This window comes from Rhizobium sp. BK376 (assembly GCF_004341625.1).
Taxonomy (GTDB): Bacteria; Pseudomonadota; Alphaproteobacteria; order Rhizobiales; family Rhizobiaceae; genus Rhizobium.
Window position 1 is genome coordinate 57,085 of the sequence record NZ_SLZG01000006.1, and the last position, 21,537, is coordinate 78,621.

18 protein-coding genes are annotated in these 21,537 nt (G+C 59.2%); 15 read left to right on the plus strand and 3 right to left on the minus strand.

The genetic code is table 11. From position 1 onward, the window contains the following. Positions 1 to 9: 9 nt before the first annotated feature. From kdpC to EV561_RS16640, 3 genes are all read left to right on the plus strand, one after another. Entirely contained in the window at positions 10 to 582 is a 573-nt protein-coding gene (gene kdpC / locus EV561_RS16630; RefSeq protein WP_132523416.1) for a potassium-transporting ATPase subunit KdpC, read from the plus strand. 68 nt (positions 583 to 650) lie between these two features. Further along, positions 651 to 3,359 carry a sensor histidine kinase KdpD gene (locus tag EV561_RS16635; RefSeq protein ID WP_132523417.1) on the plus strand — a complete coding sequence of 903 codons (2,709 nt, stop codon included), beginning with the start codon at positions 651 to 653 and terminating at the stop codon, positions 3,357 to 3,359. Continuing rightward, positions 3,356 to 4,048 carry a response regulator transcription factor gene (locus tag EV561_RS16640; protein WP_132523418.1) on the plus strand — a complete coding sequence of 231 codons (693 nt, stop codon included), beginning with the start codon at positions 3,356 to 3,358 and terminating at the stop codon, positions 4,046 to 4,048. Before EV561_RS16635 ends, EV561_RS16640 begins: the two co-directional genes overlap by 4 nt. A gap of 72 nt (positions 4,049 to 4,120) precedes the next feature. Here the strand turns inward: EV561_RS16640 and EV561_RS38540 are convergent, their stop codons facing one another. After that, a complete protein-coding gene (locus EV561_RS38540; protein WP_132523674.1) occupies positions 4,121 to 4,330 on the minus strand; it encodes a KTSC domain-containing protein in 210 nt (69 codons plus the stop codon). Between the two features lie 552 nt (positions 4,331 to 4,882). Here EV561_RS38540 and EV561_RS16655 point away from each other — a divergent pair. The 12 genes from EV561_RS16655 (at position 4,883) to cax (ending at position 18,875) form a co-directional block, all read left to right on the plus strand. Further along, positions 4,883 to 5,353 carry a hypothetical protein gene (locus EV561_RS16655; RefSeq protein WP_132523419.1) on the plus strand — a complete coding sequence of 157 codons (471 nt, stop codon included), beginning with the start codon at positions 4,883 to 4,885 and terminating at the stop codon, positions 5,351 to 5,353. A gap of 159 nt (positions 5,354 to 5,512) precedes the next feature. Beyond that, on the plus strand, positions 5,513 to 7,090 hold the full coding sequence (locus tag EV561_RS16660; RefSeq protein ID WP_132523420.1) for an AMP-binding protein: 1,578 nt from the start codon (positions 5,513 to 5,515) through the stop codon (positions 7,088 to 7,090). After that, the gene (locus EV561_RS16665; protein WP_132523421.1) at positions 7,090 to 8,589 is read left to right on the plus strand and encodes a hypothetical protein; all 1,500 of its coding nucleotides are present in this window, start codon (positions 7,090 to 7,092) and stop codon (positions 8,587 to 8,589) included. The genes EV561_RS16660 and EV561_RS16665 overlap by 1 nt, the downstream gene beginning before the upstream one ends. Next, complete coding sequence (locus tag EV561_RS16670; RefSeq protein WP_132523422.1) at positions 8,589 to 8,840, plus strand: acyl carrier protein; 252 nt, start codon at positions 8,589 to 8,591, stop codon at positions 8,838 to 8,840. Before EV561_RS16665 ends, EV561_RS16670 begins: the two co-directional genes overlap by 1 nt. Positions 8,841 to 8,932: 92 nt before the next feature. Continuing rightward, positions 8,933 to 9,859, plus strand: coding sequence for an ArsR family transcriptional regulator (locus EV561_RS16675; RefSeq protein ID WP_132523423.1), 927 nt, complete (start codon positions 8,933 to 8,935; stop codon positions 9,857 to 9,859). A 220-nt stretch (positions 9,860 to 10,079) separates the two neighbouring features. Next, entirely contained in the window at positions 10,080 to 11,588 is a 1,509-nt protein-coding gene (locus EV561_RS16680; RefSeq protein WP_132523424.1) for an alpha-N-arabinofuranosidase, read from the plus strand. A 201-nt stretch (positions 11,589 to 11,789) separates the two neighbouring features. Next, on the plus strand, positions 11,790 to 13,691 hold the full coding sequence (locus EV561_RS16685) for an ABC transporter substrate-binding protein (RefSeq protein WP_132523425.1): 1,902 nt from the start codon (positions 11,790 to 11,792) through the stop codon (positions 13,689 to 13,691). A gap of 123 nt (positions 13,692 to 13,814) precedes the next feature. Further along, positions 13,815 to 14,819, plus strand: a complete 1,005-nt coding sequence (locus EV561_RS16690) for an ABC transporter permease (protein WP_132523426.1) — start codon at positions 13,815 to 13,817, stop codon at positions 14,817 to 14,819. A gap of 3 nt (positions 14,820 to 14,822) precedes the next feature. Continuing rightward, positions 14,823 to 15,680, plus strand: a complete 858-nt coding sequence (locus tag EV561_RS16695; RefSeq protein ID WP_132523427.1) for an ABC transporter permease — start codon at positions 14,823 to 14,825, stop codon at positions 15,678 to 15,680. 2 nt (positions 15,681 to 15,682) lie between these two features. Beyond that, on the plus strand, positions 15,683 to 16,672 hold the full coding sequence (locus tag EV561_RS16700; RefSeq protein ID WP_132523428.1) for an ABC transporter ATP-binding protein: 990 nt from the start codon (positions 15,683 to 15,685) through the stop codon (positions 16,670 to 16,672). Next, on the plus strand, positions 16,669 to 17,475 hold the full coding sequence (locus tag EV561_RS16705) for an ABC transporter ATP-binding protein (protein ID WP_132523429.1): 807 nt from the start codon (positions 16,669 to 16,671) through the stop codon (positions 17,473 to 17,475). Before EV561_RS16700 ends, EV561_RS16705 begins: the two co-directional genes overlap by 4 nt. A 254-nt stretch (positions 17,476 to 17,729) precedes the next feature. Further along, positions 17,730 to 18,875 (plus strand): calcium/proton exchanger, encoded by a 1,146-nt coding sequence (cax, locus tag EV561_RS16710; RefSeq protein ID WP_132523430.1) that lies wholly within the window; start codon positions 17,730 to 17,732, stop codon positions 18,873 to 18,875. Between the two features lie 75 nt (positions 18,876 to 18,950). On the opposite strand, the gene EV561_RS16715 is transcribed toward cax, so the two are convergent. Both EV561_RS16715 and EV561_RS16720 read right to left on the minus strand, forming a co-directional pair. Further along, positions 18,951 to 19,259: a potassium channel family protein gene (locus EV561_RS16715; RefSeq protein ID WP_132523675.1), complete on the minus strand. Its 309-nt coding sequence runs from the start codon at positions 19,257 to 19,259 to the stop codon at positions 18,951 to 18,953. Between the two features lie 297 nt (positions 19,260 to 19,556). After that, positions 19,557 to 21,359, minus strand: a complete 1,803-nt coding sequence (locus EV561_RS16720; RefSeq protein ID WP_132523431.1) for a chloride channel protein — start codon at positions 21,357 to 21,359, stop codon at positions 19,557 to 19,559. Positions 21,360 to 21,537: the final 178 nt, after the last annotated feature.

Sequence of the window (21,537 nt, forward strand, 5' to 3'; positions counted from 1 at the left end):
GTTAAATCCATGTTGAAACAACTACGTCCGGCAATCGTCCTGCTCGTTGCAACGACAGCTATCACCGGTCTTGTCTATCCGCTCGCAATGACCGGCGTCGCCCAGGCAATCTTTCCGACCCAGGCAAATGGCAGCCTGGTCGAAAAGGACGGCAAGGTGATCGGCTCCACGCTGATCGGCCAAGCCTTTACCAGCGACAAATATTTCCACGGCCGTCCTTCCGCCGCCGGCACCAATGGTTATGACGCTACGAGCTCCAGCGGCTCGAACCTCGGCCCAACCAACCAGAAGCTGATCGACCGCGTCAAAGGTGACTACAACACGGCCAAGGCTTCGAACCCCAACGCCGAAGTCCCGGCAGACCTGGTGACGGCATCCGGTAGCGGTCTCGATCCGCACATTTCGCCTGAAGCCGCATACTTCCAGGTGCCGCGCGTCGCAAAGGCGCGGAACATGGATGAAGGCAAGGTGAAAACGCTCGTGGACAATGCCGTTCAGGGCCGTGAGCTCGGTATTCTTGGCGAACCTACGGTCAATGTTCTGGCATTGAATCAGTCACTTGATGCTTCTATGACTCAGTGAAAATTGCAGGCCCTTGCGTCTTGTCGAGCCGGCGCAAGGGCCTCTTCCAGTGAACAAGGATCACGTGGATGCCAGATGATAGCCGCGAACAGGCCGGCAGGCCGTCGCCCGAGGCGCTGCTCGAAAAAGCGCGCGCCGAAGCACGCGGCCGTTTGAAGATTTTTCTTGGTGCCGCCCCCGGTGTCGGCAAGACATATGAAATGCTTGCTTCGGGCCGCGCAAAAATAGCCGACGGCCAGGATGTCGTCATCGGCATCGTCGAAACCCATGGCCGCAAGGAAACCGAGGCCCTTGTCGAGGGTTTCGAAATCATTCCCCGCATTCGCACCGACTATAAGGGCAGAGCGCTGGAGGAGATGGACCTCGACGCCATACTCGCGCGAAAGCCGGATCTGGTGCTCGTCGACGAATTGGCGCACAGCAATGCGGAAGGGAGCCGTCATCCAAAGCGCTACCTCGACGTCAAGGAATTGCTGGAGCGCGGCATAAATGTCTATACGACGCTCAACATCCAGCATGTCGAGAGCCTCAACGACGTTGTCTCGCAGATCACCCGCGTCCGGGTGCGGGAAACCGTCCCGGACTCCGTCATCGACATGGCCGACGATGTCGAGATCATCGATCTGACTCCGGATGATCTCATCAAGCGCCTGCACGACGGCAAGGTCTACATGCCGAGAACGGCGGAACGGGCGCTGACCAACTATTTTACCCCGGGCAACCTGACGGCCTTGCGCGAACTGGCGCTGCGGCGCACCGCGCAGCGGGTCGATGATCAGTTGCTCAACCATATGCAGGCCCATGCCATTCCCGGTCCCTGGGCCGCGGGCGAGCGTGTCCTCGTCTCGGTTGACCACCATCCGCGTTCGGCCTCGCTGGTGCGCTATGCGGCCCGCATGGCATCGCGGCTGCGAGCACCGTGGACCGCCGTTCACATCGAGACCGCAAGTTCCTTGCATCTGAGCGAGGCCGATCGCGATACGGCAGCAGCGACCTTGCGGCTTGCGGAGCAACTCGGCGGCGAAGCCCTGACGTTGCCGGGATCGAGCATTCTCGAAGAGCTGGTTCGCTATGCTACCAGCAACAACGTCACGCATATCGTCATCGGCGCGCCCAAGAAGCAAACATGGCGCGAGATGATGACGCGCTCGCTTGCCGACCAACTGATCCGGCGCGCCGGCGACATCAGCGTTCACGTCATTTCAGGGCGAGAAACGGACGCTCTGAAAAGCCGCGGTGTCGAGGCGGCGTCGACAGGCCAGCCATTCGATCTGAAAGGTTATCTCCTGGCGACCGCCTACGTCGCCATCGCGCTCGGCGTCAGCGTCATATTGGATCAGGTGCTCGACGTCCGCAATCTCGCGCTCGTCTTCCTGATGGCGGTGCTCACATCGGCCGTTCTTCACGGGCTACGGCCGGCGCTCTATGCCTGCGTGGCAAGCGCGCTCGCCTTCAACTTCTTCTTCCTGCCGCCTCGCTATACGCTGACGATCAGCGATCCAGAGAGCGTGATTGCGCTCGTCTTCTTCCTGGTCGTCGCGGTCATCGCCAGCAACCTGACGGCCACGGTGCAGCGGCAGGCCGCGGCGGCGCGGCAGCGCGCCCGCACGACAGAAGACCTATACCTCTTTTCCAAGAAGCTCGCAGGCACGGGCACGCTCGACGACGTCCTGTGGGCGACCGCCTTCCAGCTTGCCTCCATGTTGAAAGTCCGCGTCGTGCTGCTGCTGCCCGAAGGCGATACGATCGCCGTCAAGGCAGGCTATCCGCCGGATGATACGCTTGTCGATGCCGATATAGCCGCAGCTCGTTGGGCCTGGGAGCACAATCATGCCGCAGGCCGCGGCGCCGATACCTTGCCCGGCGCGCAACGCCTTTACGTGCCACTTCGCACCGGGCGTACCGCCGTCGGCGTTATCGGGCTCGACAGCGACCGCCGCGACGGCCCGCTCCTGACGCCGGAACAACAGCGATTGCTCGATGCGCTTGCCGACCAGGCAGCCCTTGCAGTCGAACGCATTCAGCTCGTCGCAGATGTGGACCGCGCCAAGTTAGCGGCTGAGGCCGACCGGCTGCGCTCCGCCCTGCTGACCTCGATCTCGCACGACCTCAAGACCCCCCTCGCCGCTATCCTCGGCGCCTCCGGGACGTTGCGCGAGTATTTCCACTCCATGCCGGAGGACGATCGCAACGATCTTCTCTCGACGGTCATTGACGAATCCGAGCGCCTGAACCGCTTCATCGCCAATCTGCTCGACATGACCAGAATTGAATCGGGCGCGATGGAACCCAACTACGCACTGCACTATGCCGGTGATATCGCCGGCAGCGCAATGCGTCGGGCAGCAAAAATCCTTGGGCATCACAAGACAGACATGTCGATCCCTTCGGATCTGCCGATGGTCCGCGTCGATGCCGTCCTGTTCGAGCAGGCGGTTTTCAACCTGCTCGACAATGCGGCCAAATACGCGCCTGAAGGCTCGGTCATCCGAATCTCAGCGAGAGCGGATGAGGAAAACGTCATCATCCAGGTCTCCGACGAGGGACCTGGTATTCCACCCGGGGACTTGAACCGCGTATTCGACACTTTCTACCGCGTGCGCAAAGGCGATCAGGTGCGCGCCGGAACCGGCCTCGGTCTTTCGATCAGCCGAGGCTTCATCGAGGCAATGGGCGGCACGATCGTTGCCGGCAACCGCACGGATCGGTCCGGCGCGGTATTCACCATTCGCCTTCCCATACCTAACGACATTCCCAAATTGGACGAACTGCCATGACCGGCTCAGCCGTCAAGATTCTCGTCGTCGACGACGAGCCCCCAATTCGCAAGTTGCTTCGTGTCGGTTTGACCGCGCAAGGATATGACGTCAACGAGGCTGCAAGCGCAGGTGCTGCGCTGCAATCCGCAACCGATGACCCGCCGGACCTTATTGTCCTCGACCTCGGTCTCCCCGACAAACCAGGCCACGACTTGCTGCGGGAATGGCGCGAGGCGGGTCTGTCCGTGCCCGTTGTTATCCTTTCGAGCCGCACCGACGAGGCCGGTATCGTCAAGGCGCTGGAGACCGGCGCCGACGACTATGTGACCAAGCCCTTCGGAATGAACGAGCTTGGCGCCCGTATCCGCGTGGCACTTCGCCACCGCCTGCAGCAGCAGGGCGAGAAAGCAATCTTCAAGACAGGTGGCCTGTCGATCGACCTGGTCAAGCGCATCGTGAAGATCGATGACAAGGAGATCAAGCTTTCACCGAAGGAGTACGACATCCTGCGCGTGCTCGCCCAGCATGCCGGCAAGGTGCTGACCCATCAGTTTCTGCTGAAGCAGGTGTGGGGACCGGCCGCGGATGTGCAATATCTGCGCGTCTATGTCAGGCAACTGAGGCAGAAGGTCGAGCAAAGCCCGGATCAACCCCACTACATCACGACGGAGACGGGGGTCGGATATCGCCTGCGCGAGCCCGACTGAGAACTGAGATTGGCGGCACCCGTCGCGTAGTCGGGAGGTGCAAGGACAGCGGTCCGCGCGTGCTGGCAATCTCTACGCGGCGATGCGCTTAAAGTTCGGTTTGATCCGATCGGCATAGTATCGGCCCGGCGACGGGGCCACGGCCATTGCGAGTGCCTCTTCTTCGGGAACGCCTTCGAACAGACGCTGCTCGCCATTCCTGAACCGTATGCGCAGGCGCCCGTCGGCCTGACCGAAATAGATCGATTCGATCAGCCGTGAATCCACGGCCAGTCGCGTCACCGGGTTGATCCCGTCACTCAAGGCCGGTAAATGCCGCCCAGGCCGCGATTGACGCGAGGATTTCAGCGGGCCTCGCCTTGATGAGATCTTGCGCTCACGGATGATGTTCGCGGCTTGGGCGAACAGCGCTCCAGCCAAAGCTCCTGCGGCCTTGACAGTTGCATCGTCCAATCTCGCGTGACGTGTCGGAGATAGCTGCTGCAGAAGTTCGATACCGCCTGCGCCCATGACGGCGAGGACGGAGTGAGCAAACCAGTGCCTGGGATAGGCCGCGACGAATAGTGCCGTCATTGCCGCAAAGGCGAGAGCCCGATCGATGTCGACGGGCAAAATGTCCCGCGGTCGCCACTCGATCGGTGATATCGTCACGAACACGATCGCAACGAGTGCTGCCCAGGCGGCAAATTGAATAGTTCTCTTTTTCATGCTTCGAGCCTAAAACAACGGTCGTTAAGGCCCGGTCATGACCCCTCCGGCAAGTGTCGGCACGGTTAAAGAATGGTACTGCGGACGATGGGACGGCTGGCAAAAGCGGGGAGCTTTTTTGCGCGAATGATGTGTATCAAGACCATGGCCTTTGCGGCGCTGACAGTGCTTGGCTTCTCGACCATCGTCTATGGACAGACGATCCAGGTGCCATTGTCCTCCACCTCGTCAGTCGGCTTGACGTTGCAATTTTCCTGCGGGGAACCCAATCCGGGGATCTCGGTGGACCTCGATCGCCCGCCTGCTGAATTTCGCAACTCCGAGGAGGTCGTCGCAATCTTCGACCAACAGACCGCCAACCCGTTTTCGGTGCATGGATTTACGGTCCCGATCGAGCAGGAGCGGGAAAGACTTGTGCTCGACCCAAGCTACAAGACCGTCGTTCGCGACCTGTTTGATATATGGGGCCAAAATGGCAGCAATCACGACTTGACGATACTGGTGCCCAAATACAGCCTGACGGTAAACGCGACCATCAGCCAGGAAACCGTGTCGAAAGTCGAAAGCGACTATCGACAGGCGTGCCCTATTCAATAAGCAGATGGCAATCACAAAGGCCACGTTCACAAAGCGGTGAACGTTAGTACTTCGCCCCCTCCACGGTAACCATACCGCCGGAAATGCGTTGCATCGCTTCGGCTTTCGGAAAAACTGCGCCGGTCACGAACGGGAGGTCCTTTCCGGACCACGATTGCCATGACCGCCAACCTCGCATCGCCGCTATACAACCACAGTCTCGAGAGACCGGACGCGCTTGCGCTTTCCGTCAACGGGCGGGATCTGAGCTATCGCGAGCTTGCGGCTTTGGCGAGGGGGATAGGCGGCCGGCTGGAGCAGGTTGCAAAGACTGGCCGCGTCGGCATTCTGGCATCCCGCAGTCTTGCTGCCTGTGCCGGCATCCTCGGCACGGCATGGGCCGGCGGGACCTATGTCCCTCTTAACCTCAAATTGCCGGAAGCAAGGCTCGTTCACCTGCTTTCGACACTCGACCTCGATGCCCTGATCGTCGACTCTCGCGGCATGGCGCTGCTGAGTACGGCAGCCTTGGCTGCCGCACCGCGCACAATCATCGTTTCCGACGATATTGAAGTCACTCCATCGGTCGAGGGCAAGACATTCGTCTCTTTCGCTGCCATCGAGCAAAGAGGCTCGCCGCGACCCGTTGAAATTTCCGACAATCATCTCGCCTATATCGAGTTCACCTCGGGCACGACGGGTTTGCCGAAAGGTGTCATGGTGCCGGTCCGCGCGGTCAATCACTATCTGAAAGTGATGCAGGACTGGATCGGTCTGACACCGGACGATCGCGCCGCCGAGACCTGCGACATTACCTTCGACCTTTCCGTGCATAACATGTTCCTGACCTGGCAGGCCGGCGGTTCGCTGCATGTGATGAACCCGTTGCAGATGGTCGCGCCCGCGCGCTTTATCCGTGACCGTGCGATCACGACATGGCTCTCGGTTCCGTCAATCATCGCGATGATGCGGCAGAACCGGACGCTGGAAGTGGGAAGCCTGCCGAGCCTGCGCCATTCCTTCTTCTGCGGAGAGGCCTTGCCTGTGGGTGCAGCCCGCGCCTGGGCAAAAGCCGCGCCGAACAGCCGCGTCGAAAATATCTATGGCCCGACCGAGGCAACGATCGCCTGCCTGCGACAGCCAGTCATCGAGCCCATTGCGGTGACAGTCAATCGCGAGATCGTGGCGATCGGCAGGGCCTATCCCGGCATGGCCGCCCAGATCGTCGATGCTGCATTGCGCCCGCAGCTACCAGGCGTCCCCGGCGAAATCGCACTTTCAGGCGCGCAGATCGCCGAAGGATATTTCGGACAGGCAGAGCTTACCGCCAGCCGATTTCCGACGATCAACGGTAAGCGCTGGTATCTGACCGGCGATCTCGGCGTCGAGGATGACGACGGCGTCTTCCACCACCTCGGGCGGCTCGACAATCAGGTGAAGGTTCTCGGCAATCGCATCGAGCTGGAGGAGATCGAGATGCATCTTCGCACCGCCTCCGGCTCCGACCACGTTGCCGCCGTAGCCTGGCCGATTTCGGATGGCTCCGCCAAGGGCATCGTCGGTTTCCTCTCGAACTCGCGGCAGAGCGCGGAGACAATCAAGAACGATCTACGCAAGGGTCTGCCTGCCTATATGGTGCCGAGCATCATTCGACACCTCGATGACCTTCCGCTCAACAGCAATGGCAAGGTCGATCGAAAGGCTCTTGTGGCAATACTCGATTTCGAGGCGGCCGTCCCGGTCGCGGAGCGCGCCTGATGACCGACAGCACGTTTCCCGGCGTCACTAGCCGCCCTTCCGCAATCGGGCGCCTCCTTGCTATGCGCCGCGCATGGCTGGAGATGGACAAGAATCCGGATGCCATCCGATTTGCCGGCACTGCGCGCGGCGTCACCGTCCTTCACCTCGCCTTCTTCGCTGTCCTTCTCGTCGCAGGGCCGGACATCGGCTTCGGGACCGCGGCAATCGCCATTGCCGGGCTCACCGGCTGCGCGATCCTTCCCTCGAAGCGATCGCTTGTGATTTCGGTTTCGACGCTGATCTTTCTGGTGGTGCGCCCGTTCCATGCCTATGAACTGGCGGTGATACCGCCGGCCATCCTCGAGCGCGTCGGTCTGACAAACATAAGCGCCCGAAATCTTGCCTGGGCGGCGACGGCCGCCTTCATGGTGCTGGCCTGGCTCGCCTTGTATCTGCAGGGTCGCTATCGCGACACGTCAGCCGCCAAACGCCCCTTGCTGTCCATGGTCATTGTCTTCTGGTGCCTGGTTCTGGTTGCGGTATCGGGCTTCCTGCCGGCGCTGCCGCTTGCTTTCCTGTGGACCTTCCTCGCGGCCTTTGCCTCCGGCTTCTGGTTTCTTGCCTATGCGCTGGCAGATCAAAAGGCAAAGGATCCGACATCCAACGCAAAGCGGCTCGGTCTCTTTCACCCCTTCTGGGAGGGCCCACCTCTGCCGACGGGCAAAGGGGCGGCCTACCTGCGCAAATTCGAGGCCAAGGATGACGCCGGCCTTGCCGTCACCCGGCTGAAGGCGCTGAAACTTCTGGTCTGGGGCGTCATGCTGACCGGCCTCTATCTCGGCCTGTCGAGACTCATCAACGAGACGGCCGGCCTGCCGACGCTGCACCATGCGATGGAGCTTTCTTCAAGCGGCACGCCGATCCCGGCTTATGAGGCGTGGACATCGCTGGTTGTGCATTACCTGCTTGATGTCGCTTTCATCGCCGGCTGGAGCCATGTCGTGGTCGCTATCGTGCGCATGACCGGCTATGCGATCCCACGCAACACGGCACGGCCCCTCTCCTCGCGCACGCTCGCCGAATTCTGGAATCGCTACTATTTCTATTTCAAGGAACTATTGGTCGATTTCTTCTTCTTTCCCGCCTTCCTTCGCTATTTCAAGAAGCAGCCAAAGCTAAGAGTCGCCTTCGCTACGCTATGTGCGGCGTCATTCGGCAATGTGCTGTTCCATTTTACCTGGAACCTCAATCTGACGCTCGAATACGGCCTTATCGGCGCCATGCGGCATTTCGAGAGCTATGCAGTCTATTCGTTGTTGCTGGCAGGCGGCCTCATTATCTCCCAACTGCGCGGCCGCAAACCGAAGCCGGAAGATGGCTTCCTGCGTTATGAGGTCCTGCCGCGTGTCGGCGTTGGCCTCTTCTTTTGCCTGGTCGCAGTCTTCAACGAAACGCCGGAGCTCTTTTCGATGCATGACCGGGCCGTATTCTTTCTCAGCCTATTTGGAGTGATCTAATGACCATCATGGTGATCGACCGACTGCGCAACACTGTTGCCGACCTGCTTGCCGCAAGAGGCGACCGCAATCCCTTCTCGGATAGTGAACCGCTCTTCACAGCCGGCCGCCTGGATTCGCTTGCCGCAACCGAACTGATCGTCGCTCTGGAACAGGACTATGGTCTCGATCTCGCAAGCGCGGATTTCGACATTTCGGCTCTGGACACGCTGGCCGATCTCTCGAAACTTGTAGCAGCTTCCAAGCCGTAAGAACGTCCCGGAAAATCCAGCTACGAAGGTCTTACTTGTGAAATCAGGATTATTGATATAAATGAAGCCAATTGATGGGGCTTCAGAAACGAATGAAACGCAGCTTTTTGACCATTCATGCCGGCGAAAATGCCGAGGCATTGCGAGCACTTTCGATTCCGGCTCGCGTAGACATGCTAAAGTTGCTCTGCTCCAAAGGCCCGCTGAACGTCAATGAAATAGCGCGGGCACTGAACCTGCCCCAGTCGACCGTTGCCACCGGGATCATGATCCTCGAAGAAGCCGGTCTTGTCGAGACCAAGGCGGCAAAGGCCAAAAAAGGCTACCAGAAGATTTGTTCCGCACTTTACGACGAGATCCTTCTGAGCTTCGAGGACACAACCCTGAAGCGCAGCGAGGACGTGATCGAAGTCGCGATGCCGATTGGTCTCTATACGAGTTGCGAGACCCATGCTCCTTGCGGTCTTTGCTCGACGGAAGGCGTGATCGGGCTGCTCGACGTTCCGGACTATTTTCTTGATCCGCAACGCATGCAGGCCGGGTTGCTTTGGTTTGGGCGTGGGCATGTGGAATACAAATTCCCCAACAATGCCAAGATCTTGAACAAGAATGTCAACGCCATAGAGTTCTCGATGGAATTGTCTTCCGAGGTCCCCGGAACCAATCCCGACTGGCCTTCTGATATCACCATCTGGGTCAACGGAGTTGCCGTCGGCACATGGACGTCGCCGGGCGATTATGGCGACAAACGCGGCGCCTTCACGCCCGGGTGGTGGAAGCTTGAAGGGTCCCAATACGGCAAGTTGAAGACATGGCGGATATCAAGGAAGGGGACCTTCATCGACGGTACCGTCGCGTCCGATGTCACCATAGGCGATCTCGCCATTGGCCAGCACTCCTCCATTCGCCTGCGGATCGGCATCGCCGACGACGCGCGCCACACCGGTGGCGTGAACATTTTTGGCCGCGGCTTCGGCAATTACGGTCAAGACATCCTGATGCGGATCGATCTCGATTGAATTTAGATCATAAATTTTGATACATAGCCGTATTTCTATTAGATATTATTTTTCTCGCTTTTTTATCGAACTGATATTGCTCCAGAAATTTGGCTTTTCCATCGAAATTACGCATTTTTTGAATAAAATCGCCGACAGTTTGGCGTTGACGCATCCCCAAAGTTATATCAGGATCGGCGCATTATAACATAATATCTGATACAATACAGGAGGGTTAGCCGTGAAGGCGCAAGTGGTCATCCATCGTGACTTCCGAATTGCCGATATCGACGATCGGCTCTACAGCGCTTTTCTTGAACATTTGGGCCGGGCGATCTATGGGGGCATCTATGAGCCCGGTCACCCGACAGCCGATGCGGATGGATTTCGCCAGGATGTCATCGAGCTGGTCCGCGATCTGAATTCCCCCTACTGCCGCTATCCCGGCGGCAATTTCGTATCAGCGTATAACTGGGAAGACGGCGTGGGTCCTCGATCCGAGCGTCCCGTGCGTCTTGATCTTGCCTGGCGGACGCGTGAGAGCAACCAGATCGGCGTCAACGAATTCGTCGACTGGTGCAAGAAGGCCAACACCAAGCCGATGCTGGCCGTTAATCTCGGATCACGCGGTCTCGACGCTGCGCGCAACTTCGTGGAATATTGCAATCATCCCGGTGGCACCTATTGGTCCGACCTGCGCCGCAAGCACGGTTGGGCAGCGCCTCACGATGTAAAGCTTTGGTGCCTCGGCAACGAGATGGACGGCCCGTGGCAGGTTGGCCACAAGTCGGCCTATGAATATGGCCGGCTGGCCGACGAGACGGCCAAGGCGATGCGCGGTTTCGACAAGTCGCTGGAGCTGGTCGTCTGCGGTTCTTCCAATTCGGACATGAAGACCTATCCCGATTGGGAAGCGCAGGTTCTCGAACAATGCTACGACAGCGCCGACCACATTTCCCTGCACATGTATTTCGCCAACCGGGAAAAGAATACGCTCAACTATCTCGCCAAGGCGGAAAAGCTTGATCGTTATATCAACACCATTGGCGGGGTGATCGACTATATCAAGGCCAAGAAGCGGTCGAGGAAGACGATCGGTATTTCCTTCGACGAATGGAACGTCTGGTACCATTCGAACCAGCAGGACAAGGATATTCTGGCACGTAACGAGTGGCCGGACGCCCCACATCTCCTGGAAGACGTTTATAATTTCGAGGATGTTCTTCAGGTCGGCGGCATTCTGAATACCTTCATTCGCCGCTCCGATCGCGTGCGCATCGCCTGCATCGCCCAGCTTGTGAATGTCATCGCGCCGATCATGACCGAAGATGGCGGCCCCGCATGGCGGCAGACCATTTACTATCCGCTCTATTTCGCCTCGAAATATGGTCGCGGCTACGCGCTTCGGCTTGTCACCGACGGTCCGACCTATGACAGCGACGAGGCCGATGACGTGCCTTATCTCGATGTCAGCGCGGTTCACGACGCCAACTCGAATGCAGTCACCCTGTTTGCGGTGAACCGCCACCCGGACACCGCGCTCGATCTCGATACAAGGCTGGAAGGCTTCCCCGCCGCACGCGTCGTTGAACAGCATGAGATGACGCATGGAAATCTTGCGGCAGTCAATACGGCCTCGCAGCCCAATGCCGTCGTTCCCGCGACAACAGGGGATGCCAAGATCGAGGACGGCCGGCTTCGCGCCACGCTGAAGCCGCTGTCTTACAATGTGATCCGGCTGTCGGTATGACGCCGGTCGCCGGGACGCGAAATAAGTCACGTCTCGGCCTGTAATGACATCAGGCTATCTCGCGAGGAGGCGAGATGCGCCGGATAAGGGCAGATTTGGGCAGGATCTGTCCAAGGCCGAACTGACAAAGGAAATTGGAAGATTGCGGCGTGCTTGACGTTGCTCGACGCGCCCTCGGAGGAACAATTTAGGGAGGAGATTATGCAGCATTGGAAGAAGCTTGCCTTCGGTGTCGCGCTGGCCGCAATCGGCCTCATGGCGACGGCCAAGGCCGATGACTATACCTCCTTGCCGCGCAAGGAGACGCTGATCGTTGAAAATCCGGAAGGGACGATCAAGAATCCCGGCTGGTTCAATATCTGGGTCAACGGCGGCGGCGGTGTCTCCACCGGCCTGCAGCAGTTGACCATGGACACGCTCTGGTACATCGATCCCGAAAAGGGCCTTGGCGGCTCCACCTGGGATAATTCCCTCGCCGCCGACAAGCCGCAATACAATGCCGATTTCACGGAGATGACCGTGAAGTTGCGCAAGGGGCTCTACTGGAGCGACGGCGTTGAATTCACGGCCGACGACGTGGTCTACACCGTCAAGACACAGATGGACCATCCAGGCATGGTCTGGAGCGCGGCCTTCTCGGTGCAGGTGGCAAGCGTCGAGGCGCCCGATCCCTATACTGTTGTCTTCAAGCTCAAGAAGCCGAATTCCCGCTTCCACGCCCTCTTCACGGTGCGCTGGAACGGCGCCTGGATCATGCCGAAGCACGTCTTCGAGAAGGTGGCCGATCCTGTCCGCTACGACTTCGCTAATCCCGTTTCGCTCGGCGCCTACAAGCTGAAGTCCTTCGATCCGCAGGGCAAATGGTACACCTGGGAAAAGCGTGACGACTGGCAGCGTACCTCGCTTGCCCGCTTTGGCGAGCCGGCCCCGAAATACGTGACCTATGTCGATCCCGGCCCGCCGGATAAGCGCACCATCGCGCAGCTCGAACACAATCTCGATATCATCCACGACAACACGCCGGAAGGCATGTTCACGATCAAGGAGAAGTCGAAGACGTCGCAGAGTTGGTTCCCGGGCTTCCCCTTCGCCCATCCAGATCCGACGCTGCCGGCCGTGATCTTCAACACGCAGGATCCGACCTTCCAGAATCCTGATGTCCGCTGGGCGCTCGCACTACTGATCGACATCAAGGCGGTCGATATGGCGAGCTATCGCGGTGCTGCGACGCTCTCCGCCCTTGGCGTGCCGCCGACGGCGATCGCGATGACGGACTATCAGGCGCCGATGCAGGACTGGCTGAAGAACTTCGAGATCGACACCGGCAAGCGCAAGATCAAGCCCTACGATCCGACTATCGGCCAGCAGATTGCCGATCTCCTGCGCAAGCAGCCGAAGTTCAAGGACCAGATCCCGACCGATCCGGCGGCCATCAATAGCGCCTTCGGCTATGGCTGGTGGAAGCCAGATCCACAGGCTGCGGCCGAGCTTCTTGAGAAGGCCGGCTTCAAGAAGGTGGGCGGCAAGTGGATGATGCCTGACGGCCAACCCTTCAAGATCCGCATGACCGTTGAGGGCGATACGCGCTCGGTCTTCACGCGCGCCGGAACACTGATTGCGCAGCAATGGGCCGCCGCCGGCATCGATTCCAAGGCCACGCCGACGACCAGTCTGTTCCAGACCGCCCTGCCGACAGGCGATTTCCAGGTGGCGATCGCCTGGAGCGTCGAAACCTGGGGCGGCGATCCCGATCTCTCCTTCTTCCTCGACAGTTGGCATTCGCAATTCGTGGCCAAGAAGGGCGAGAACCAACCGCCGCGCAACTGGCAACGCTGGTCCAATTCGGATCTCGACAAGATCATCGAGAAGATCCGAACGATCAGCGCCGACGATCCGCAGGGCGTCGAACTCGGCAAGGACTATCTGAAGCTGGTGGCGCAGCAGATGCCGACCATTCCGCTGATGTCCTATAACGTCTTCACTTCGATGGATACGACCTACTGGACGGGTTATCCGACGATCGCCGATCCCTACACGGACCCGGTTCCGAATTGGGCGAACTCGCGCCTGATGATGGTCAAGCTGAAGCAGGTCCAGAAATGATCTCCCGCCACCGACGCGGTCCGCCGCGTCGGTCTCCTGTCGCCGGACCCTAGCCAAGTCACGCTAGTCAAGTCCGGCGAACCCTATGATCCGGCGTGAGAATATAGCAAGGAAAGAGGCCTGATGGCGTCCTATCCGATTTTCGTATTGAAACGCTTCGGCCAGTTTCTGCTGGTGGTGTTCCTCGGCATTACCGCCACGTTTTTCATTACGCACCTGACACCGATCGATCCCGTCGAGCAAAGCATCGGCACGCTGCAGCAGATGGGGCAATCCGATCCGCGCGCCGTCGAGCTGATGCGCCAGTCACTGAGAGAACTCTACGGTCTCGAAGGCTCCGTCTGGCAGCAATACCTGCATTTCTGGGAAAGGCTCGCCGTCGGCGATCTCGGCCCTTCGCTATCCGCCTTCCCGACGCCGGTTTCGACAATCATCCTGCGCTCCCTGCCCTGGACAATCGGGCTGATGACGGTAGCGACACTGATAATGTTCGTGCTCGGCAATGCCATCGGCGCGTTCGCCGGCTACTACAGGAAAAGCATGCTGCTGAAGGCTGTCAGCCTGGTCTTCATCGCCATGCAGCCGATCCCCTATTACATCCTCGCCTTCGTTCTCCTGATCATCTTCGGCTACGTCTGGCCGATCCTGCCGATCAACGGCGGCTATGAGATGAATACCAATCTGGACCTCTCTTTCTCCCTCGTGCTGGACATCCTCAAGCATTCGATCTTGCCGGCGCTTTCACTGATCCTGGTCGGCACGGGCGGCTGGCTGATTGGCATGCGCGCGCTCGTCTCCAACATCATCACCGAAGATTATGTGGTCTTTGCCGAGCTCGGCGGCGTGCCGAAGAGGCGCATCCTGAGATCTTACATCGCCCGCAACGCCATGATCCCGCAGTTGACCGGCCTGGCGATGTCGCTCGGCGCAATCTTTAACGGCACCGTCATAACAGAGATCGTCTTCGGCTATCCCGGCATCGGGAACCTGCTCATCTCGGCCGTGCATGCGGGCGACTACAGCCTCGTGCTCGGCTTGGCCGCCTTGTCGATCGTCGGCGTCGCCGCCGCCGTTTTCATCATCGACATCCTGAGCCCGCTGATCGATCCGCGCATCAAGGTGGAATAACGCATGCTCACAATCGTTCGCGACCTCGCGCGGCAGAACCTGGAATTTCTCTGCGGCCTTGTGCTCTTCGCCATCATCGTCGCTTTTATCATTGCATCCTATTTCTCGCCCTACGGCGCGACCGACCTCTATCTCCTGCCCCCGGACATGCCGCCGGATGGCGACTATTGGTTCGGCACGACCTCGCGCGGGCAGGACGTCTTCTGGCAGTTGGCAACCGCGCTGCGGAACACGCTCTATTTCGGCATCGGCGTCGCCTTCCTGTCGCGCATCATATCTCTGATGGTGGGGCTGGTAGCCGGCTACGCCGGCGGTGCAGTCGACCGCGCCCTGATGGCGATCAACGACAGCGTCATGGTCATTCCGCAGTTTCCGCTGCTGATCCTGTTCTATTTCGTGCTGAAGGACAGCATGACATGGACCGTCCTCATCGCCATCATGGCCGGTCTCGGCTGGTCCTATGATGCGCGCCTCATCCGCTCTGTCGCGGTCAGTCTAAAAAGCCGGCCCTTCACCACCCAGAGCGTCTATTCCGGCATGAGCATGCGGAAGATCCTGGTCCAGGAGCATCTGCCCTATGTGCTGCCGATCGTCTTTGCGACGACCATGAACAACATGATCTGGTCGATCGGCATGGAGATCACGCTCTCCGTCCTTGGTTTCACCGATATCGAAACCCCGACCATGGGGATGATGATCTATTGGGCGAACGCGCATTCCGCCCTGATCGCCGGGAACTGGTGGTGGGTGGCCGCGCCCGTCGCCGCCATCGTGCTTCTCTTCATGTCGCTCTTCCTGCTGTCGATGTCGATGAATGAATACAACGATCCGCGCAGCCGACTGAACCGGATGGGAGGCTGAGCATGGAAGCGGTGGTCGAGGTAAAAGATCTCAAGGCCTACTATCGAGCATTCCTTTACGGCGTCGATCGCGAAGTGCGCGCGGTCGACGACATCAGCCTGACGATCGGTCGCGGTGAGATTTATGGTGTTGCCGGTGAATCGAGCAGCGGTAAGACGACGCTCATCAAGACCATTGCCGGTGCCATCCGTCCGCCGCTAAGGGTCGTTTCCGGCGCAGTCACCTTTCACTTTAAGGGCGGCACGCAGGATATCTATGCGATGACTCCAGGCGAGAGGGCGGCCCTGCGGTGGCGGCATCTGTCCTACATCATGCAGGGCTCGATGAACGTGCTCAATCCGGTGCGACGCATCCGCCACTCGTTCACGGATTTTGCCTTTCGCCACATGAAGGTCGAACGATCGGTCTTCTTCGACCGCGTAGCCACACACCTCCAGCGGCTGAAGCTGGATCCTCAATTGCTCGATGCCTATCCCCATGAATTGTCCGGTGGCATGCGTCAGCGAATGACCATTGCGCTCGCTACCATTCTGACGCCGGAATTCATCATCGCCGATGAGCCAACCACGGCCCTCGATGTCATCGTTCAACGCGACGTCCTGACGATGATCCGCGAAATTCAGCGTGAGATGGGTTCGTCCTTCCTGTTTGTAACCCATGACATGGGCGTGCACGCCACCGTCTCCGACCGCATCGGCATCGTCTATGCGGGTCGTCTGGTCGAGGAGGCACCGACCCGCAAGCTTTTCAACCTGCCGCTCCATCCCTATACGCAGCATCTGGTCGCAAGCCTTCCGCGTATCGGCGATATGACCACCCGGCCTTCGCTGGAGGGGCGGCCGCCAAATCTCGCCATGCCCCCGGAAGGCTGTCGTTTTCATCCGAGATGTCCCAAGCGTATGGAGATTTGCAGTCACAAGGTGCCACCGATGGTCACAGTCGAGCCGGGTCGACGTGTTGCCTGCTTTGCCGTGACAGGAGAACAGAGTTGAACGATCTGCTTTCGCTCTCGCATGTCACGAAAGTCTACCGACAGGGCGGCATGCTTGGCCGCCGCCACGTCACGGCGGTCCGGGATGTCAGCCTGACGCTCGGGGATGAGCCCGAGATCCTTTCGATCGTCGGCGAATCCGGCTCGGGAAAGTCAACCATCGCGGCAATGATCCTCGGCCAGACGGCGCCGACGGAAGGAAAACTGGATTTTCGGGGGCGACCGGTGGCGGTTCACGGTAAAACTGAGCGGCGCGCCTTCATGCGAGAAGTTCAACCGGTATTGCAAAATCCGTTCGAGGCTTTCAATCCGCTAAAGCGGGTAGATCGCTATCTCTTCGAAACGGCGCGGAATTTCGCGCCCAACGGCAAGCGGACGAACCGCGCGGAAATCGAGCGCATGGCCGATGTCGCGCTCTCGCATATCGGCTTGACGCTCGCGGAGGTGAAGGGCCGGTTTCCCCATGAACTCTCGGGTGGCCAGCTCCAGCGCACAGCGATCGCCCGTGCGCTGATACCACAGCCGCGGCTGCTCGTCGCCGACGAACCCGTCTCGATGGTCGATGCGTCGCTAAGGATGGCGATCGTCAATCTCTTCAGCCAATTGAAGAAGGACCTCGGCCTTTCGATCATCTACATAACGCACGACCTCGCTACCGCCTACTACATCAGCGATCGCATCATCATCATGAGGAAGGGCGAGATTGTCGAGGAGGGCAACGCAAGAATCGTTCTGGACAATCCGCAGCATCCCTATTCGCAAGCGCTGAAGGATGCGGTCCTTTCCTCTGTGGTTTCGGATTAACTTCGGGAAGGCTCGGTCGTGTTCGCACGAATTCAGAACTCCACGCTCGCTCCTTCTTTTCACTATCGCCGCCGCGGCTCCAGCAAAGACGCAAAATTGGTGCCTATTCCTACCGTATTGATCCAAATCAGTGCATTTCTTTCGGCACCGTGCTACGGTTGAGTTTGGCATCTCTAAGATGCAGCCCTGCAAGCTCCACCGTCGCTGTGAAATGGCATGCTACGCTGCGGGTGCTCTGACTCCGGGGGGAGGACATGGGCAACTTCGAAGAAGGAAAATCCAGCGCGCCGAGCGGCTCTGCCGTCGGAAGGGCCATCCTGTCCGAATTTCGACAGATGCCGCTTCTGGCACTCCTCGTTTTTGTCCCGATCGTCATTATCCTCGAGCGCGTCTCGCCCGAGGCCCACACCATGCTGTTTCTCCTTTCGGTGGTCGCCATCGTCCCCTTGGCGGCGGTGCTTAGCCGCGCGACCGAGGCGGTTGCCGCCAAGACGGGAGATGCTATCGGCGGCTTGCTCAACGCCACGCTTGGCAACCTGACCGAACTTGTGATCTCACTGGCAGCTCTGCAGGCAGGACAATATTTGCTGGTCAAGGCATCGATTGCCGGCGCGATCGTCACCAACACCCTTTTTATGCTGGGGGGCGCGTTCCTTTTGGGAGGGCTCAAGCATCATATTCAGGAATTCAACAGGGTAAATGCCCACTTCCAGGCGTGCCTGCTGTTCCTCGCAACGATCGCGATACTCGTCCCTTCCCTGATCAGCGGAGTTGATCAGGTGCCCGCTGCCGATTTCTTCCAAAAGCTAAGCCTGGGGCTGGCCATTCTTCTCATTGCCGTTTACGCGCTCGGCATGTTGTTTTCGCTGAAAACCCATCGAGAGCTCTTCGCCAGTGTCAGTCACGCCGATGAAGATGAAGCGCTGTGGCCGCTCTCGGTGAGCGTCGTCATCCTTGTTGTCGTGACCCTCCTTGTCGCCGTGGTCAGCGAAATCTTCGTGGGTTCGGTCCAGGTTGCCGCCCAGCATCTCGGCATGACACCCGCTTTCGTGGGCTTCATTGTCGTCGCTTTAGTTGGCGGAGCCGCAGAAATGACGACCACATTTGCAGCCGCGCGTGCAAATCGCCTCGACCTGAGCGTCGGCATCGCTTTGGGCAGTGCGGCACAAATCGCCCTCTTTGTTGCTCCGGTCCTGGTGCTCGTCAGCTACTTCATCGGTCCGCAGCCGATGTCCCTGCAATTCTGGCCCGGCGCGGTCACAATGATGCTGATCGCCACTATGGCGGCATCTCTCCTGTCGAACGGCGGTCGCGGCGCATGGTATGCGGGTGTCATGGCGCTGGCGGTCTATGCCATTTTCGGGCTCACGCTGTTTCTTCTGCCTCCCGGGGGTGCGTAGTAACGGAGGCCGCCCGCTGCCACAATTGGCCGAGCCGGGTTGTTTCCGGATGCGGCTTGGCTGATTGCATTCATTTCATTCTTGATCGGGATCTGTCGCCTTGAGCGCCTGCACGCTGACGGCCGCCACGAGGCCGGTCAACACAATACCGGAAAAGCCGATCACCAGGGCCAGCAGCCGAGCCATAAGATGTTTAGGCGTAATATCGCCGTAGCCGATGGTCAGTCCCGTGACGAAGGTGAAATAAAGAGCTTGGTCGAGGCGCCAGTCTTCAATGCGCCCGATCACGACTCCACATCCGGCCATGAGGACAAGAAGCCCGGAAAAGATCGGCCATAGCAGGTGAATTTGCTGGTACAGCGCATAGAAAAAGAGACGTCTCATCCGTCTCGATTGCGACCCGACGCGTGTTTTTGGCACCGCGATCCTCCACCACTCCAGGCGCAGAAAATCCGGCAACGCCAACGACGCCCTTATCGGGCCATGACAGTTGCATCGGCGCCGCTCAGAAACTGCCCGTTGACGTCTCTATGCGAGGTCTCCAACTCCCATCATACCTCCGCACGCCGCAAGCGACCATGCCTTCGCATCTCGAAATTCTGGTTGGTGGCACCTGCTATCGGATAGAGCGGAAGAGATTGCCCATGCAAGGCGGCTGCATGGGCAACGAGAAAACGGAACCTATCCAATCTTTGCGGATCGAGATCCAAGATAAGGCCGACGTTCGGACTCCGACGATTTCAGCGCGCTTCGCAGCCGCAACAGATCCTTGCGGGTGATAAGTCCGACAAGCCTGCCGCTATCCGGATCAACCACAGGAATGCGCCCGGTGTCGGCTGAGATCATCAGGTCCGCAATGAATCCCACGGTGTCATCGGGATGGCCTACGGGAATGGATTCGTCTGAGATCTTTTCGGCAAGCGTTTGGCCCGCCAGATCATCGTCCCCCTGCCAGCTCAGCGCGTCGCCTCGCGAAACGACCCCTATCAGCCGGCCATCATCATTTACGACCGGATAGACCCGATGCGTCTTTTGCTGCGACGCAAAGAATTCATAGGCCGCCTCGAGCGTGATGGAGGCTGGCAGCGTATCCACCTCTTTGATCATGATCTCGCCGGCGCGCGACAATTCGAAAGGATCGATGCCGTATTCGCGCGTTATATGCTGTCCGCGACGTGCAATCTTTTCAGTCAGGATCGAACGGCGAAGGAGGAGCACGGTTACGGCGTAGGCAGCGACCGTAGCAACAAGCAACGGCAGAAGTGCGCTCATGTCTCCGGTGATCTCGACCGCAAAGAATGTTCCGGTCAGCGGCGCTCGCATGGTCCCGCCCATCATCGCAGCCATGCCAAGCAGCGCCCATAAACCAGGGTCGCCAGGAAATACCAGACCCACAAGCCAGCCAAGCGCGCCGCCCAGAATGAGAAGAGGCGCAAGAACGCCGCCTGATGTGCCCGACGACAACGCTACGAGCCAGATGCCCGCCTTGACGAGAAGGATTGCGAGAACCGCCTTTGCGACAATATGGCTCGCAAGGAGATCGGAGATGATATCGTAGCCGACGCCAAGCGCGCGCGGCTCGATCAGTCCACCTAGCCCGACGACGAGACCGCCCAATGCCGGCCACCACATCCAGTGGATCGGCAGCTGTTCAAAGGCATCCTCGATCTTGTAGAGCAGCGTCGTCAGCAAGCCCGACTGCAGACCCGACAGAATGCCCATGGCGGCGAAGAGAAAGATCCCCCACCAGGGAAGATTGATTTGGAAATGCGCGGGAAAGAGCGCCCCCGTTCCGAGGAGAAACGGCCTCCAGGAGACCGAGACGGCCGCTGCAACCGCGACCGGAATGAAACTACGCGGCTTCCATTCGAAAAGCAGCAATTCGACAGCCAGCATCACAGCAGCGATCGGCGAACCGAAGATGGCCGTCATGCCTGCGGCGGCACCGGCAACCAGCAGGGTTTTACGCTCGGCGGCGCTCATATGGAAAAATTGGGCAAAGAGCGAGCCGATCGCGCCGCCCGTCATGATGATCGGACCTTCGGCGCCGAAGGGTCCGCCGGTGCCGATCGAAATGGCCGATGACAAGGGTTTGAGGACAGCGACCTTTGGCGACATTCGGCTGCCGCCGATCAGAATTGCCTCGATTGCCTCAGGAATGCCATGTCCGCGGATTTTTTCGGAGCCGTAGCGGGCCATCAGACCGATCACCAAACCGCCGAGAACAGGCGCCGCGACCATCCATGGGCCGCGCGGGGCGTCAGCGATCGATGAAGCTGTCGTGCTCAGCCGGCCCATCCAGACGAGATTGGTCACAAGCGCTATAAGCTTGATCAGCACCCAGGCGGCAAGGGCGCCTCCCGTTCCAACGATAACGGACATGCCGATCAACAGAAGGACTCTGCGGTCGGTCGTAAAGTCACCCGCCTCACGGCGCGCAAGCCCGCCTGTAAAATCATGGCGCCTTTGGGAAGATTTCGACATGGTTGAAAGCCTGTTCGAACGGCCGCAGCCGTCATTATTCCGATATTTGTTCAAAGCGTTTCGAGCTTTTATATCGTGATACGATATAAATCAATACTGTTGTCGTCGGCAAAATGAGATGCGCGATGCACATGGCGGGACGCTTTGCGGAGCTGTCATCACAAGAGCGTCAGGCATT

What these genes read in the sequence shown, in the direction of transcription:
- kdpC (WP_132523416.1), top strand. Translation starts at nt 10, where the DNA reads ATGTTGAAACAACTACGTCCGGCAATCGTCCTGCTCGTTGCAACGACA.
- EV561_RS16635 (WP_132523417.1), top strand. Translation starts at nt 651, where the DNA reads ATGCCAGATGATAGCCGCGAACAGGCCGGCAGGCCGTCGCCCGAGGCG.
- EV561_RS16640 (WP_132523418.1), top strand. Translation starts at nt 3,356, where the DNA reads ATGACCGGCTCAGCCGTCAAGATTCTCGTCGTCGACGACGAGCCCCCA.
- EV561_RS16655 (WP_132523419.1), top strand. Translation starts at nt 4,883, where the DNA reads ATGATGTGTATCAAGACCATGGCCTTTGCGGCGCTGACAGTGCTTGGC.
- EV561_RS16660 (WP_132523420.1), top strand. Translation starts at nt 5,513, where the DNA reads ATGACCGCCAACCTCGCATCGCCGCTATACAACCACAGTCTCGAGAGA.
- EV561_RS16665 (WP_132523421.1), top strand. Translation starts at nt 7,090, where the DNA reads ATGACCGACAGCACGTTTCCCGGCGTCACTAGCCGCCCTTCCGCAATC.
- EV561_RS16670 (WP_132523422.1), top strand. Translation starts at nt 8,589, where the DNA reads ATGACCATCATGGTGATCGACCGACTGCGCAACACTGTTGCCGACCTG.
- EV561_RS16675 (WP_132523423.1), top strand. Translation starts at nt 8,933, where the DNA reads ATGAAACGCAGCTTTTTGACCATTCATGCCGGCGAAAATGCCGAGGCA.
- EV561_RS16685 (WP_132523425.1), top strand. Translation starts at nt 11,790, where the DNA reads ATGCAGCATTGGAAGAAGCTTGCCTTCGGTGTCGCGCTGGCCGCAATC.
- EV561_RS16690 (WP_132523426.1), top strand. Translation starts at nt 13,815, where the DNA reads ATGGCGTCCTATCCGATTTTCGTATTGAAACGCTTCGGCCAGTTTCTG.
- EV561_RS16695 (WP_132523427.1), top strand. Translation starts at nt 14,823, where the DNA reads ATGCTCACAATCGTTCGCGACCTCGCGCGGCAGAACCTGGAATTTCTC.
- EV561_RS16700 (WP_132523428.1), top strand. Translation starts at nt 15,683, where the DNA reads ATGGAAGCGGTGGTCGAGGTAAAAGATCTCAAGGCCTACTATCGAGCA.
- cax (WP_132523430.1), top strand. Translation starts at nt 17,730, where the DNA reads ATGGGCAACTTCGAAGAAGGAAAATCCAGCGCGCCGAGCGGCTCTGCC.
- EV561_RS16715 (WP_132523675.1), bottom strand. Translation starts at nt 19,259, where the DNA reads ATGAGACGTCTCTTTTTCTATGCGCTGTACCAGCAAATTCACCTGCTA.
- EV561_RS16720 (WP_132523431.1), bottom strand. Translation starts at nt 21,359, where the DNA reads ATGTCGAAATCTTCCCAAAGGCGCCATGATTTTACAGGCGGGCTTGCG.